The following is a 14,687-nucleotide window of genomic DNA, read 5'->3' as shown; positions in this document are numbered from 1 at the left end:
TCCACCTTTTTTGAGCTTTACGGCCTGTCCATATGATAGCACGCCGCGGTCTGGCCGGGGCGAACCTGTTCGGTCGGCGGCATCTTTGTCCTGCAGATATCCGTCGCCTTCCAGCAGCGCGGCGAGAAGACGCAGCCGGCTGGTGGATTGAGCGGCGAAGGCGGATCGCCCTGCAGGCGAATGCGCTCGCGGCCCCGCGCCCGTTTCGGGTCGGGGATAGGGGCGGCGGAGAACAGCGCCTGCGTATAGGGATGGGCCGGATGGTCGAAGACGGTGGCAGCGTCGCCCGCTTCCACCACCTTGCCAAGGTAAAGCACCAGCACGTCGTCCGAGATCAGGCGCACGACGGAGAGATCGTGGCTGATGAAGATCAGCGTCAGACCGAACTCCTTGCGCAGCTTGCGCAACAGCGTGATCACCTGGCCCTGGATCGAAACATCGAGGGCCGAGACCGGCTCATCGCAGACGATCAGCTTTGGCCGCGTCACCACAGCGCGGGCGATGCCGATGCGTTGCGCCTGGCCGCCGGAGAACTCGTGCGGATAGCGATTGATCATCTCCGGCACGAGGCCGACCGCTGCCATGATCTCGCGGACGCGGTCCTGCCGCTCAGCTCTCGTCAGCTTTGGCTCGAAGACGGTCAGCGGCTCGGCGATGATGTCGCCGACCGTCATGCGCGGGTCGAGGGAGGCGATCGGGTCCTGGAAGATGATTTGCATGTCGCGGCGGGCGGCGCGCATTTCCTCCTCCGAAAGATCTAGCAGGTTGCCGCCCTGCCACATGATGCGGCCCTTCTGCGCCTTGATCAGCCGCAGGATGGAGCGGCCGAGCGTGGACTTGCCGCAGCCGGATTCGCCGACGATGCCGAGCGTGCGTCCGGTCTTCAGTTCGAAACTGACGTCGTTGACCGCCGTCAGGACCAACGGCGGTTTGAAGAAGGATTTCGATGGCAGCTCGAATTCGGTGGTCAGATGCTCGACCTTCAGAAGCGTGGGTTCAGCCATGGATGAGGCTCCGTTCCTGCTGGGCGGAAAGAGGATGGAAGCAGGCGGCGCAGCGTTGCGGCGCAAGCCGGTCGAGCGGCGGCGGTGCGTCCAGGCAGTCGTCCTGCACATGGGCGCAGCGCGGCGAGAAGGAGCAGCCGCGTGGCAGATGCATCAGGTTCGGCGGCCGGCCAGGAATGACGGCGAGATCATCGACATCCTGATCCGGCCGCGGGATGGAGGCGTGGAGCGCCGCGGTGTAAGGATGGGCCGGATTTTCGAACAGCTCCTCGACCGGTGCTTCCTCGACGATGCGGCCGGCATACATGACGGCGACGCGGTCGGCGAGGCCGGCAACGACGCCGAGATCGTGGGTGATCATCACCAGCGCCGTGTGCATTTCCGCCGTCAGCTCGTTGAAGAGATCAAGGATCTGCGCCTGGATCGTCACGTCGAGCGCCGTCGTCGGCTCGTCGGCGATCAGGAGCTTCGGCTTGGTGAGCAGCGCCATGGCGATGACGATGCGCTGGCGCATGCCGCCCGAGAGCTCATGCGGATAGAGGTTGAAGCGGCGCGTCGGGTCAGGGATACCGACCCGCTTCAGCATGTCGAGTGCTGCCGCCGAAGCCGCACGCGCCGAAAGCCCGCCATGGACCTCGAGCTGCTCGGTCAATTGCCGCGATATGCGCAGCGATGGATTGAGCGCCGTCATCGGGTCCTGGAAGACCATGGCCATGTCCTTGCCACGCACATGGTCGAGTTCGCGGGGCTTCAGCGTCAGCAGGTCCTTGCCGTCGAGCAGCGCCTGGCCGCTGGTGCGGCCGTTCTTGGCGAGCAGGCCCATCAGGCCGAGAAAGGTCTGGCTCTTGCCGGAACCGGATTCACCGACGATGGCGATGCGTTCGCCACGGCCGATCTTGAGGTTCATCTTTGAGACGGCGGCGACTTCGCCTTCCGGGGTGCGGAAGGTGATGGAGTAGTCTTTGAGTTCGAGAAGTGTATCTGTCATGTCAGCGATCCTTCGGATCGAAAGCGTCGCGCAGGCCATCGCCGATGAAGAGCAGGCTCATCAACAGCGCGACCAAGAAGCCGGCCGGGAAGAACAGCAGCCAGGGCGTCGTCTCCATGCCGGCCGAGCCTTCCGCAATCAGCGTGCCGAGGGAGGTCAGTGGTTCCTGCACGCCGAAGCCGAGATAGGAGAGGAAGCTCTCCGTTGCGATGATCTCGGGAATGGTCAGCGTCGCGTAGATGACGACCGGACCGACGAGGTTCGGCACGATGTGTTTGAGGATGATCTTGAACGATCGCTGGCCGGAGGCCCGCGCGGCTTCGATGAACTCCCGCTGCTTGATGGAGAGCGTCTGGCCACGCACGATACGCGCCATGGTCAGCCATTCGAGCGCACCGATCGCCGCAAACAGCAGATAGACGTTGCGGCCGAAGATCACCATCAGCAGGATGACGAAGAGGACGTAGGGGAGCGCGTACATGATATCGACGAAGCGCATCATGATGGCGTCCACACGGCCCCCGAAATAACCCGAGACGGCACCGTAGAGCACGCCGATGACCACCGAGACGAGGGTGGCGACGAGCGCGACGGTCAGCGAAACGCGCGTACCGTAGAGCGTGCGCGATAGAAGGTCGCGACCGTTGCCATCGGTACCGAAATAGTGGCCGGCGGCAAAGTCTGGCGCGCCTCGAAAGGAGTTCCAGTCCGGGTCCTCATAGTTGAAGGGCAGGAAGTACGGGCCGAAAATGGCGACAAGAACCAGCAGCCCCAGCACGATCAGGGAAAGTGCTGCGGCCTTGTTGCGGAGCAGGCGACGCATCGCATCGCCGGTGAGGGAGCGCCCCTTGGGTGCAAGCCCTTCTGCCGAAAGCAATTCCGCTTCCAGCAATTCTCTCTTGGCGGAATTGAGGATCATCGCATTCTCACTTTCGGATCGAGCCAGGCATAGGCGATGTCGACCAGCAGATTGAGGACCACGATCAGGACCATGTAGAAAATGACCGTGCCGAGGACCATGCCGTAGTCGCGGTTCAGCGCTGCGCCGACGAAGTAGCGACCGACGCCGGGGAGGCCGAAAATGCTTTCGACGACCAGTGAACCGGTGAGCAGGTAGCTTGCCGCCGGTCCGAGATAGGACACGACGGGCATCATGGCCGGTTTCAACGCATGCCGCATTACGGTGAGCCGCGGGCCTATGCCCTTGGCCTTGGCGGTGCGGATGAAGTTCTGGCTCATCACCTCGATCATCGAGCCGCGCATCAGCCGCGAGATGCGTGCCGCATGCGGCAGCGTCAGGACGACGATGGGCAGGATCAGGAACCGGATCGAGCCATCACCCCAGCCGCCGACCGGCAGCCAGCCGAGCGTATTGCCAAAGACGAGCTGAAGGATCGGGGCGATCAGGAAGCTTGGCATGACCAGGCCGATCAAGAGCCCGCCGCCCAGCCAATAGTCGGCCGAGCGGTTCTGATAGAGCGCCCCAAGACAGCCTATAAACACCCCGACGATGGTTGCGAGCACGAAGGCGGCGCCGCCGATGGTGAGCGTATAGGGGAAGCCGGACATGATCTGCTGGGTGACGGTGAAGTCCTGATTGGCGAAGGAGGGGCCAAGGTCGCCCTTCATGACGTCGCCGACATAGATCAGGTATTGCTCAACCAGGGGCTTATCGAGGTTGTAGTGAGCCGCGAGGTTGGCTTTGACTTCCGGCGGCAATGGCCTTTCGCCATCGAAAGGGCCGCCGGGAGCGAGGCGCAGAATGAAAAAACACACTGTCACGGCAATCCACAGGACCGGGATTGTAGACAGCAAACGACGGAGAGCGTAGCCAAACATGGTCTTAGACGGCCCCCTCCCGGTTGTGTCCGGGAGGGGGCCTGTTCCCAATTATTCTTTGATCGACAGCCAGCGCGTGCGGTGGATGTCCTGGATATTATCGACGAAGCCCTGGACCTTCGGGGCGACGATGTTCTGGGAAACGTAGTAGTAGATCGGGATGGCAGCGCTGTCGTCGAGAGCGAGCTGCTCGGCCTTCTTGTAGATTTCGGCCCGCTTCTGCAGGTCGGTTTGTTCGTTGCCCCGCTTGATCAGCGCATCGTAATCCGGGTTGCTCCAGCGGCCGTAGTTCATCTCGACGCCGGTGGACAGCAGGTTCAGGAAGTTGATCGGGTCGTTGTAGTCGGCAAGCCAGCCGGCACGGCCAATTTCCACCTGGCCACGCTGCATTTCATCGTAATGCACCTTGGTTTCGGTGTTGTAGAGTTCGATATCGACGCCGAGCGGCTTCCACATGGCGGCGATCGCAACGGCGATGCGCTTATGGTTGTCGTTGGTGTTGTAGCGAAGCTGTGCCTTCAGCGGATGGTCAGGGCCGAAGCCGGCGTCCTTCAGCAGCTTTTTGGCCTCTTCGACCTTTTGCTTATAAGGCTCATCCTTCCAGCTCACGTAAGCCGGCTCGCCGTAATTGGCCGTGCCCGGCGGTACCCAGGAATACATCGGCAGCTCGCCGGTGCCGAGGATCTTCGGCCCGATGACCTCGCGGTTAACGGCCATGGAGAGGGCCTGGCGGACGCGCTTGTCATTGAAGGGCGGCTTGGTGGCGTTCAGGACGTAGTAATAGGTGCCGAGGAACGGAACCACATGTGCCTGGCCAGGAAGGTTCTTCTGGATCCACTCGAACTGATCGGCGGGGAACGACGTCAGAACATCGAATTCGCCGGCGCGATAGCGCTTCAGCGCGGCTGCCTGATCTTCCAGCGTGTAGAAGTTCACCTTGTCGATTTTCACGTTCTTGGCGTCATAGTACTGATCGTTCTTGACGTTGGCGACGTGCGAGCCGGGCACCCATTCTACGGGCTTATAGGGGCCGTTGGTGACGATGTTGCCGATCTTGACCCATTCGTCGCCCTTGGCTTCCACGACATGCTTCGGCAGCGGGTAGGCCGTGTAGTGCATCAGGGCATTGAGGAAGTAAGGCGTCGGGTTCTCAAGCGTGATTTCCAGCGTCTTGTCGTCGATGGCCTTGACGCCGAGTTGCGTCAGATCCTTGATCTCGCCCTTGTTGATCTTCTCCGCGTTCAAGATCGTGTACTGCAGATAGGCGTATTGGGCGGCGGTCTTCGGGTCCATCAGGCGCCGGAAGGCGAAGACGAAATCCTCGGCGGTCACCGGCTGGCCATCGGACCACTTGATGCCGTCACGCAGCTTGAAGGTATAGACCTTCTGGTCGGGGGAAACGGTCCAGCTTGCCGCTTGGCCAGGGATCGGGTTGTCCTTGGAATCTTCCGTCACCAGGCCTTCGAAAATGTCGCCGTCGATGCGGTTTTCCCAGTCACCGGAAATTTTTTGCGGGTCGAGCGACGTGGGGTCGCCGCCGTTGTGGATATTGAGGGTTGCTGCATGTGCAGAGACGCTTAACAACGTGCCGACGAATGCCGACACGATGAACTTCTTGCTAAAATGAGTCATATCTTTCCCCACCTTTCTGGAGCTATGGGCCTTGTTTTTTAAGGCTATTTTTATCCCGCAGGTGACCTGTACGTGCAGGTCAATGTCGCAAGTTATCCGATGCAACGTCGCTTTCAAGTCCTAAAGCAAGCTCGGGCTCGCGGCTGTGAATATCTACATTGGCAGTTTTCCGAAATCACTTCACAAATTTTTGCTCATATAAGCACGGGCTCACCCTTCGCCTGAGTTGCAGCTTGCCGCCCAAGGCTTAGTGTGCAATCTGAAGGGCGAGAGGAAATCGAGGCGGATTGTTTCATGAAATCAACGGACAAAGCGGCGGGAGCCGATTGGTGGCGCGGTGCGGTGATCTATCAAGTCTATCCGCGGTCATTTCAGGATACCGACGCCAACGGGCTCGGCGATATCAAAGGCATCACCCGCCGCCTGCCGCATATTGCCTCACTCGGCGTCGATGCCATTTGGCTGGCTCCGTTCTTCACCTCGCCGATGGCCGATATGGGTTATGACGTCGCCGACTATTGCGACGTCGATCCAATCTTCGGCACGCTCGCCGATTTCGATGAGATGATGACGGCTGCACATGCGCTCGGCCTCAAGGTCATCATCGATCAGGTGATCTCGCATACGTCGGATCGCCATCCCTGGTTCGTCGAGAGCCGGGCAAGCCGCAACAATCCCAAAGCGGACTGGTATGTCTGGGCCGATTCGAAGCCGGACGGCACGGCGCCGAACAACTGGCTGTCGATCTTCGGCGGGCCGGGCTGGGAATGGGACGGCGTGCGCCGTCAATATTACCAGCACAATTTTCTGACCTCTCAGCCGGATTTGAATTTCCACAATGGCGAGGTCCAGGATGCCGTGCTTGCGGCGGTCAAGTTCTGGCTCGATCGCGGCGTCGACGGTTTCCGGCTGGATACGGTGAACTATTATTTCTGTGACAAGAAGCTGCGGGACAATCCGCCGGCCGCGGTTGCCATTGGCGGACTGGATGCGCCGGAAAGCAACCCCTATGGCATGCAGAACCACCTCCACGACAAGACGCAGCCGGAAAATATCGGCTTCCTGAAGCGCTTCCGCAAGCTGCTGGATCAGTACGAGGGACGCACGACCGTCGGCGAAGTCGGCGATGGCGCCCGCTCGCTGCAGACGGTCGCCGCCTATACCAGCGGCGGCGACAAGCTGCATATGTGCTATACCTTCGACCTGCTAGGCCCGGACTTCACGCCAGAACATTTCTGCCGCTGTGTCGGCGATTTCCAGGAAAACGTCACAGACGGCTGGGTTTGCTGGGCTTTCTCCAACCACGACGTGAACCGTCATGTTAGCCGGTTTGCCGAAACGGAGGCCGAGCAGCCGCGTGTCGCCAAATTGGCGATCTCCTTGCTCTCCACCTTGCGCGGTTCGATTTGTCTCTATCAGGGTGAAGAACTGGGCCTGCCCGAGGCGGAGCTCGCTTTCGAGGATCTTCGGGACCCCTACGGCATCCGCTTCTGGCCGGCCTTCAGGGGCCGCGACGGGTGCCGCACGCCGATGCCCTGGGAGGCGGGCCGCGTGCATGCGGGCTTCACCACGGCCGAGAAATCATGGCTGCCGGTGCCCTATCAGCACGCGTCACTCGCCGTCGACAAGCAGGAGGCGGATGCGCAGTCCGTTCTTCATCATTACCGTGCGACGCTGGCCTTCCGAAAGCGGCACGCAGCGCTGGTCGACGGCGACATGACCTTCCTCGATACCAAAGCAGATGTTCTCGCCTTTACGCGCAAGAAGGGGGGCGAAACACTGCTCTTTGTCTTCAACCTGTCCCGGGAGCCTGTAAAGGTCGCTTTGCCAAAGGGGATCAAAGTGACAAAGACCGTGCCGATGCCGGGCTTTGCGACCGCCCACGCCAGCGAGGCGGTGACCCTCGCGGCACTGGACGTGTTCTGCGGGCAGGTGGGATGATCAGCGCAGGAGTTTGTCGTAGTCGGTGTGGGAGCCGATCCAGAACCAAATGAGATCCTCCCCATCCGCTGCGGCAAGCGCACGCCAGGAAATTCCTACACGGGCTGACCAAAAGCGTCCCACTTGCTTGAAGTGAAGCGACGGATGCTTCGGGTTCGATTTCAGTAGTTCGAAGTTGCGATCAGCCAGTTCTTGGACGTGTTTTGGCAGCTTTTCATAAGCTTGCCAGAATGTCGGCGCCGCATGATGTTTCACAGCGCCTTAGTCTTTCCTGCCCGGAAATCGGCGAGGGCTCCGTCTGCTAGCTGGTCCAACTTACCGGCGTTGATATCGGCCTCAATCTGCTTGTCCCAGCGAGCCGCCTGGAGAGCTTCAAACCATTCGGTGAACGCCTTGAAATCCTCTTGTCCCAGTTCGGTGATGTTTTTCTCAATCTGCTCAAGCTTCGTCACGAGTATTTTCCGTTGCCAAGTGATTTTGCGTTGCGATTAAAAGATAACAATACGCGCCACTCAATTGGAGTCCCAGCGCGTGAATTGTTTGATTGCGGGCTTCATCACCCAATCAGCATAAACTTGTCGACATCGACAAGACCTCGGTCTGAAATCTTCAGATGTGGGATGACCGGCAGCGGCAGAAAGGCGAGCTGCAGGAAGGGCTCTTCCAGCGTCGCGCCGAGGGCGTAAGCAGCCTGGCGCAGGTGATGCAGCGTATCGCGCACATTTTCATAGGGCTCGAGGCTCATCAGGCCGGCGACTGGCAGGGCGATTTCGCCGGTGACGACGCCGTTTTCGACGACGACGAAGCCGCCATTGATTTCGCTGAGGCGGTTGGCGGCTTGAGCCATATCGTCTTCATTGACGCCGACGACGCAGATGTTGTGGCTATCGTGACCGACCGTCGAGGCGATGGCGCCCTTCTTCAGGCCGAAGCCCTGAACGAAACCATTAGCATGATTGCCGTTCTTGCCGTGCCGCTCGATGACGGCCACCTTGATGACATCGTTGCCGAGATCGATATCGGTCTGGTTGCCCTTGACCGGCAGGCGGTAACGGCGATGCTGCGTGATGATTTTTCCGGGGGTGACGCCGATCACGGAGCTTTCGCCCTCGGTCATCGGCACGCCGAAATCGGCAGCGTTGATCGGGCGCGCTTTGACGCTGTCGAGACCGACCGGGGCGACGGATTTGCGGGTGGCGAAAAGCTCTGCAGTGACGCGCCGGCCCGCGGAGAAGACGGTCTCCGCCTTGCAGTTCTCCAGACTGTCGATGACGACCAGATCGGCGCGCCAGCCGGGCGCCACCAGGCCACGGTCCCGCAGGCCGAAGGCGCGGGCGGCCGAGATGGAGGCTGCGCGATAGATCGCCAGCGGCTCGACGCCGTGGGCGATCGCAGTGCGGATCATATAATCGAGATGGCCCTGTTCGGCGATGTCGAGCGGATTGCGATCGTCAGTGCAAAGCGCCAGATAGGGCGACAGGCGCTCGGTGAGGATCGGCATCAACGCATGCAGGTCCTTGGAGACCGAGCCTTCGCGCACCAAGATATGCATGCCCTTGCGGATCTTTTCGAGCGCTTCCTCGGCGGTCGTCGATTCATGTTCGGTGCGGATGCCGGCGGCGAGATAGCCGTTGAGGTCGTTGCCACGCAAAAGCGGCGCATGGCCGTCGATATGGCCGCCCTGAAAGGCGTCGAGCTTGGCCATGCAGATGGGATCCTTGTGCACGACACCCGGGAAATTCATGAATTCTGCCAGGCCGATGACCTTCGGATGATCGCGGAAGGGCAGGAGTCGTTCGATCGGCAGATCGGCTCCCGACGTCTCCAGATGCGTTGCCGGCACACAGGAGGAAAGCTGGACGCGGACGTCCATGATGGTTTCCAGCGAGGAATCCAGAAAATACTGGATACCTTCCGTGCCGAGCACATTGGCGATCTCATGCGGATCGCAGATGGCCGTGGTCACGCCATAGGGCAGAACACAGCGATCGAACTCATGCGGTGTCACCAGGGAGGATTCGATATGCAGATGCGTATCGATGAAGCCCGGAACGACAATCCGCCCGGAGATATCGATCTCCTCGCGGCCCTGATAGGTGCCGCAGGTGCCGACGATGCGATCGCCGCAGATGGCGATATCCGAGGCGACGAGCTCGCCCGTCACCAGGTCGAAGAACCGCCCGCCCTTGAGCACGATATCCGCCGGCTCCCGGCCGACACCCTGGTCGATATAGCGTTCAAGTTTTTCCGACATGTCCATTCCTCGTATAAAGTTTGCCCCTCATGCCCGACCATTCTGCAATTGCAATGGGGGTATGAGGGGCTGATTCTGACGAGACTAAGCCTCAGATATTATTCTGCAAGATATCCCTGAGTTTGCCGAAGAGTTCGTCGATATGGTGCTTTTCGATGATCAGCGGTGGGGAGAGTGCGATGATGTCGCCGGTGGTGCGGATCAGCAGGCCTTTTTCATAGGCCTTCAGGAAGGCGGTGAAGGCGCGCTTGGTGGGTTCGCCGGCGATGGGGTCGAGCTCGATGGCGCCGATCAGGCCGGTGTTTCTGATGTCGATAACGTTCGGGCAATCCTTCAGGGAATGCAGCGCATCGGCCCAATAGTCCGAAAGCTCAGCAGCGCGCGTCAGCAGGCCTTCTTCCTTATAGGTATCGAGCGTCGCAAGAGCGGCGGCAGAGGCAATCGGGTTGCCGGAATAGGTGTAGCCATGGAAGAACTCGATCATGTGCTCGGGTCCCTGCATGAAGGCATCATGGATTTCCGAGGTGACGAAGACGGCGCCCATCGGGATGACACCGTTCGTCAGGCCCTTGGCTGTGGTGATCATGTCCGGGACGACATCGTAATATTGCGCGGCGAAGGGAGCGCCGAGGCGGCCGAAGCCGGTGATGACTTCGTCGAAGATCAAAAGGATGCCGTGCTTGGTGCAGATCTCGCGCAGCTTCTGCAGATAGCCCTTCGGCGGGATCAGCACGCCCGTGGAGCCGGCGATCGGCTCTACGATGACGGCGGCGATGGTGGAGGCGTCATGCAGCGTGACGATGCGCTCCAGCTCGCTGGCAATGTCGCCGCCGTGCTCCGGCTGGCCGCGCGTGAAGGCATTCTTGCCGGGAATATGCGTATGGGGCATGTGGTCGACGCCGGTCAGCAGCGTACCGAACATCTTGCGGTTGGAAACGATGCCGCCGACGGAGATGCCGCCGAAGTTGACGCCGTGATAGCCGCGCTCGCGGCCGATGAGGCGGAAACGCGAGCCGTTACCCTTCACGCGATGGTAGGCGAGCGCCACCTTAAGCGCGGTCTCGACGGATTCGGAACCTGAATTGGTATAGAGAACGTGGTTCATGCCCTCGGGGGCGATGTCCACCAGCCGGTTCGCCAATTCGAAAGCCTTGGGATGGCCGAGCTGGAAGGCCGGCGCATAATCGAGTTCGCCCGCCTGCTCGCGAATGGCCTCAGTGATCTTCGGCCGGCAGTGGCCGGCATTCACGCACCAGAGGCCGGCCGTACCGTCAAGCACCTGCCGCCCATCATGGGTCGTATAGTACATATCCTTGGCGCCGACGAAGAGACGTGGTTCCTTCTTGAACTGGCGATTGGCCGTAAACGGCATCCAAAAGGCGCGCAGATCGTTGGGGGTGGCATTCTGACGGTCGGACATGCTGTTCTCCATGGCCATTCGGGGGCCATTTCCCGATCGCAGCCGTGGGGCCGCGTGATTATTTACTGCCTGGTCAAATTATCAGCCGGCCCCTTGGCGTCAAGACAAACATGGGTGTCAAGACAAAGGTGGGCGTTAGGATAGCGCGCGGGTCTATAGTGGATCCTGCCCCGCCCCGCGTGCCGCAGCGCTTGGCGCAATGCTCGCATGCCGCACCGCGCTCGCCCAAGAGCAAGGCACCGAACACGAAAAGGCTGGCAAATTGGGTAATTTGCCAGCCAAATCATTTATATATGTGGTGATGAAAGAGGCTTGATCCTAAGGTTGGAAACTATCTTTTCCTTGCGGACCTTGCCTCGACATACTCATAGCCAGTTTTGGCTATTAAGCAGCCGATCTACTTTTTTCCGGTTCACAATAAATGTCTTCCAGTGTTTCCAGAACCCGGATAACCGAGTCTGAAGTACTGGAGTAGTAAATCGTTTGAGCATCGCGGCGGGTCTTCACCAGCTTCTGGGCGCGCAGCTTCGAAAGGTGCTGGGAAAGTGCAGATTGGCTGAGCCCCACCTGATTGGCCAATACACCAACCGGAACTTCACCCTTGACCAGGCTGCAAAGAATCATGAGGCGCTTCGGGTTCGCCATAGCAGATAATAATGCTGCCGCCACGTTGGAGTGTTCGGCCAAATTTCTTGTCTTCATCTTTTTAATCTTCCTAATGCGGAGCGTACATCAGAAATTGCGGGTTTTTGCTCTAATCGGGGAATTAATCCGATAAGTAACAATACCAATACAGGCCAAAGATTGTATATACCTAAATTTAAGGTATCGAGTATGCTATTTTAGATATGTATGTATGAGCGTCGTGCGGCTCCGCCAAAGGTGGGTCAAATTCCCATCTCAAGGCCTCATCTCCCCAAATTAGGTCGATTCCTGCCATATCTAGGCCACAAATCCGCCAATTTTTGCCGCCCGATCCTCTTAGACTACTCACTATAGTTGTAATGATACGTGGGTAGTGGGCTAGTAATTCTCGCACTATCTCGTCTGCTTGTTCAGCAAGCATCTCGTTCGCCGCTGAAAGAATCATCAGATCGTTCCCGGGCAAAATATATGCTCTTCCGAAACCGCCATTCAGGCTGGCGGTAAGCGGTATAAGGCGGAAAAAGCAGAAATCGGCAAAATCGGCATAGAGCTTGGCTTTGGGATGCCGCGCAAGGAAGCGCGAACGAATGCGTCCATGCAGACGGTTTTCGCGATCGACGCGCTCGGCCCTGCACTGAACACCGAGGCGCGGGTAGGCGAGCGGATCGCCTTTGCCGGGCTCGCCGAAGAGAACCGAGGCGCGGGGGTCTTTCGATAGCGCTTTAGTGTGGGCGGAAAGGCCGGAGACGAGAATGACCGGCACGCCATCGATATCCGTGCCGGTCAGCACGCGGCTGACGGAAGGGAAGCCTGTTTCCGGATCGATGACGGCCATGGCCGCATAGCGAGCGGCGCGCAGCAGGATACGTGCCTGCTTGCGCGCCTCGTCATCGGTTTCCCGCAATACGGACGGTTTGTCGTTCATAGTTGCTCTCTCTACAAGACGGGAGAGAGCCTGAGATAGACTACTCTCTCCGCCGGTGGCTGGTGAGGCCAGCCACGACATCCTGGGCGGAAATCGTCCCGATAATCACGCCGTTGTCAACGACGCCGATATTGCCTGGCTGATGTGTCAGCGCGTCGAGGATATCGATGAGCGGTGTCGTGGCCGTGGCCGTAGCAGTGACCGAGCCGCCTGCTCCGGAGTGGCCGAGACCCTGTTGCATGACATCGCGGGCGGTCAACATGCTGATTGGGTTCATATGCTGCACGAAGTCGGCAACATATTGGTCAGCGGGGTTCTTGACGATTTCCTGCGGCGTGCCGCACTGGATGATCCGGCCGCTCTCCATGATGGCGATGCGGTTGCCGATGCGGAAGGCCTCGTCGAGATCGTGGCTGACGAAGAGGATCGTCCGTTTCAGGCGGCGCTGGAATTCCAGAAGCTCGTCCTGCAGGCGGGTACGGATCAACGGGTCGAGCGCCGAGAACGGCTCGTCCATGAGCAGGATCGGCGCGCCGGTGGCGAAAGCGCGGGCGAGGCCAACGCGCTGCTGCATGCCGCCGGAGAGTTCGTTGACCTTGCGGTTTGCCCATTGCGTCAGGTTGACGAGTTGCAATTGCTCGTCGACACGCTTCTTGCGCTCAGCCTCGGGCACGCCCGCCAGCTCCAAACCGAAGCCGACATTTTCGGCGACGGTGCGCCAGGGCAGCAGCGCGAACTGCTGGAACACCATGGAGACGGTATGCATACGCAGGTCGCGCAGTGCCTTGGGATTACAGCTATAGGGATTGACCGGTCCGGTCTTGCTGTTGACGACGACCTCGCCGCGCACGACCGGCGCCAGGCCGTTGACGGCGCGCAGCAGTGTCGACTTGCCAGAGCCGGACAGGCCCATGAGCACGAGGATTTCGCCCTCTTCGATCTCGAGCGAGGCATTGGCGACGCCGAGCACGAGGCCGGTCGCCTTGCCGATCTCGTCGCGCGTTTTTCCCGCATCTGCAAGCTTGAGCGCTGCCTCGGGACGGTCGCCGAAGATAATGCTAACATTTTTGAAGCCGACGGCGGTGGTCATGATTTTTCTCCTTCGCCGGGGGCACGGAACATGCGGTCGAGAATGATCGCCAGGATGACGATGCAGGAGCCGGAATCGAAGCTCTTGGCGACGTTGACGCTATTCAGCGCGCGCAGCACCGGCACGCCGAGGCCAGGCGCACCGACGAGGGCGGCGATTGAGACCATCGAGAGCGACAGCATGATCGTCTGCGTCAGGCCGGCCATAATCTGCGGCATGGCGAAGGGCACCTCGACCTTGCGCAGCACCTGTCGCGGCGTCGCGCCGAAGGCTTCGGCTGCTTCGACGAGAGAAGGCGGTGTCGAGATGATGCCGAGACGGGTCATACGGATCGATGCGGGGATGGCGAAGACGACGGTGGCGATCAGGCCCGGGACCATGCCGAGGCCGAGCAGGATCATCGCCGGTACCAGATAGACGAAGGTCGGGATGGTCTGCATCAGGTCGAGGATCGGCCGCATGAAGGCATAGAGCCAGGGGCGGCGAGCGGCGGCTATCCCGAGGGGGACGCCCACGAGCATGCAGACGAAGGTCGAGGCCAGCACCAGCGCTAGCGTCTCCGTCGTTTCCTTCCAATAGCCTTGATTGATGGTGATCAGCAGGCCGACCAGGGTCAGGATCGTGACCGGAATGCTCCGGCGCAACCAGTAGGCAACGGCCGCGAAAATGACGACGACGACCAGCGGATGTGGTTCCTGCAAGAGGAACAGCAGTCCTTTGATCCCATGTGAGGCAACGAAGGAAAGGCCGTCGAAGAACCATATGAAATTGCTTGTCAGCCAATCCACGACGGCCTTGGCCCATGGACCGATGGGGATGCGGTAATCGTTTAACCAGTTCACGTCTTTGCCCACCATTGGGGCGGCAATTCCGGGCGTCTTAAATGATTCCGGATAGGGCCGCCGGAGAATAACGGCCTATGGCGCCACCCGGTCACTGCCGGATATGT

At 60.0% G+C, this 14,687-nt stretch carries 14 protein-coding genes; 1 reads left to right on the top strand and 13 read right to left on the bottom strand.

Annotated elements, in window-relative coordinates:
- Positions 1-17: 17 nt before the first annotated feature.
- Genes QD357_RS07765 through QD357_RS07745 form a run of 5 tightly spaced genes read right to left on the bottom strand, consistent with a single transcriptional unit; the run spans position 18 to position 5,463 of the window.
- Complete coding sequence (locus tag QD357_RS07765; protein WP_107108724.1) at positions 18-1,004, bottom strand: ABC transporter ATP-binding protein; 987 nt, start codon at positions 1,002-1,004, stop codon at positions 18-20.
- Positions 997-1,992 carry an ABC transporter ATP-binding protein gene (locus tag QD357_RS07760; RefSeq protein ID WP_107108723.1) on the bottom strand — a complete coding sequence of 332 codons (996 nt, stop codon included), beginning with the start codon at positions 1,990-1,992 and terminating at the stop codon, positions 997-999. The genes QD357_RS07765 and QD357_RS07760 overlap by 8 nt, the downstream gene beginning before the upstream one ends.
- 1 nt (position 1,993) lies before the next feature.
- On the bottom strand, positions 1,994-2,911 hold the full coding sequence (locus QD357_RS07755) for an ABC transporter permease (RefSeq protein ID WP_107108722.1): 918 nt from the start codon (positions 2,909-2,911) through the stop codon (positions 1,994-1,996).
- On the bottom strand, positions 2,908-3,831 hold the full coding sequence (locus QD357_RS07750; protein ID WP_107108721.1) for an ABC transporter permease subunit: 924 nt from the start codon (positions 3,829-3,831) through the stop codon (positions 2,908-2,910). Before QD357_RS07750 ends, QD357_RS07755 begins: the two co-directional genes overlap by 4 nt.
- A gap of 51 nt (positions 3,832-3,882) precedes the next feature.
- Positions 3,883-5,463 carry a peptide ABC transporter substrate-binding protein gene (locus QD357_RS07745; RefSeq protein WP_107108720.1) on the bottom strand — a complete coding sequence of 527 codons (1,581 nt, stop codon included), beginning with the start codon at positions 5,461-5,463 and terminating at the stop codon, positions 3,883-3,885.
- A 294-nt stretch (positions 5,464-5,757) separates the two neighbouring features.
- On the opposite strand from QD357_RS07745, the gene QD357_RS07740 reads away from it, so the two are divergent.
- On the top strand, positions 5,758-7,404 hold the full coding sequence (locus QD357_RS07740) for an alpha-glucosidase family protein (RefSeq protein WP_414124129.1): 1,647 nt from the start codon (positions 5,758-5,760) through the stop codon (positions 7,402-7,404).
- Here the strand turns inward: QD357_RS07740 and QD357_RS07735 are convergent, their stop codons facing one another.
- The 8 genes from QD357_RS07735 to choW all read right to left on the bottom strand — a co-directional run bounded on the left by QD357_RS07735 (position 7,405) and on the right by choW (position 14,595).
- On the bottom strand, positions 7,405-7,659 hold the full coding sequence (locus tag QD357_RS07735) for a type II toxin-antitoxin system RelE family toxin (protein ID WP_107108718.1): 255 nt from the start codon (positions 7,657-7,659) through the stop codon (positions 7,405-7,407). It abuts the gene before it with no gap.
- Complete coding sequence (locus QD357_RS07730; RefSeq protein WP_107108717.1) at positions 7,656-7,856, bottom strand: hypothetical protein; 201 nt, start codon at positions 7,854-7,856, stop codon at positions 7,656-7,658. The genes QD357_RS07735 and QD357_RS07730 overlap by 4 nt, the downstream gene beginning before the upstream one ends.
- Before the next feature lie 104 nt (positions 7,857-7,960).
- The gene (gene ade / locus QD357_RS07725) at positions 7,961-9,658 is read right to left on the bottom strand and encodes an adenine deaminase (protein WP_107108716.1); all 1,698 of its coding nucleotides are present in this window, start codon (positions 9,656-9,658) and stop codon (positions 7,961-7,963) included.
- A gap of 91 nt (positions 9,659-9,749) precedes the next feature.
- Entirely contained in the window at positions 9,750-11,078 is a 1,329-nt protein-coding gene (locus tag QD357_RS07720) for an aspartate aminotransferase family protein (RefSeq protein ID WP_107108855.1), read from the bottom strand.
- A 384-nt stretch (positions 11,079-11,462) separates the two neighbouring features.
- Positions 11,463-11,780, bottom strand: a complete 318-nt coding sequence (locus QD357_RS07715; protein ID WP_028751732.1) for an ArsR/SmtB family transcription factor — start codon at positions 11,778-11,780, stop codon at positions 11,463-11,465.
- A gap of 118 nt (positions 11,781-11,898) precedes the next feature.
- Entirely contained in the window at positions 11,899-12,648 is a 750-nt protein-coding gene (locus QD357_RS07710; protein ID WP_107108715.1) for a HugZ family protein, read from the bottom strand.
- A gap of 40 nt (positions 12,649-12,688) precedes the next feature.
- Entirely contained in the window at positions 12,689-13,738 is a 1,050-nt protein-coding gene (gene choV, locus QD357_RS07705; RefSeq protein ID WP_107108714.1) for a choline ABC transporter ATP-binding protein, read from the bottom strand.
- Positions 13,735-14,595: a choline ABC transporter permease subunit gene (gene choW / locus QD357_RS07700; protein ID WP_210318951.1), complete on the bottom strand. Its 861-nt coding sequence runs from the start codon at positions 14,593-14,595 to the stop codon at positions 13,735-13,737. The genes choV and choW overlap by 4 nt, the downstream gene beginning before the upstream one ends.
- Positions 14,596-14,687: the final 92 nt, after the last annotated feature.

Origin of the sequence: Rhizobium sp. BR 317, assembly GCF_047445835.1 — a bacterium.
Classification (GTDB): Bacteria; Pseudomonadota; Alphaproteobacteria; order Rhizobiales; family Rhizobiaceae; genus Rhizobium; species Rhizobium paranaense.
This window is presented reverse-complemented; position numbering and strand designations above follow the sequence as displayed.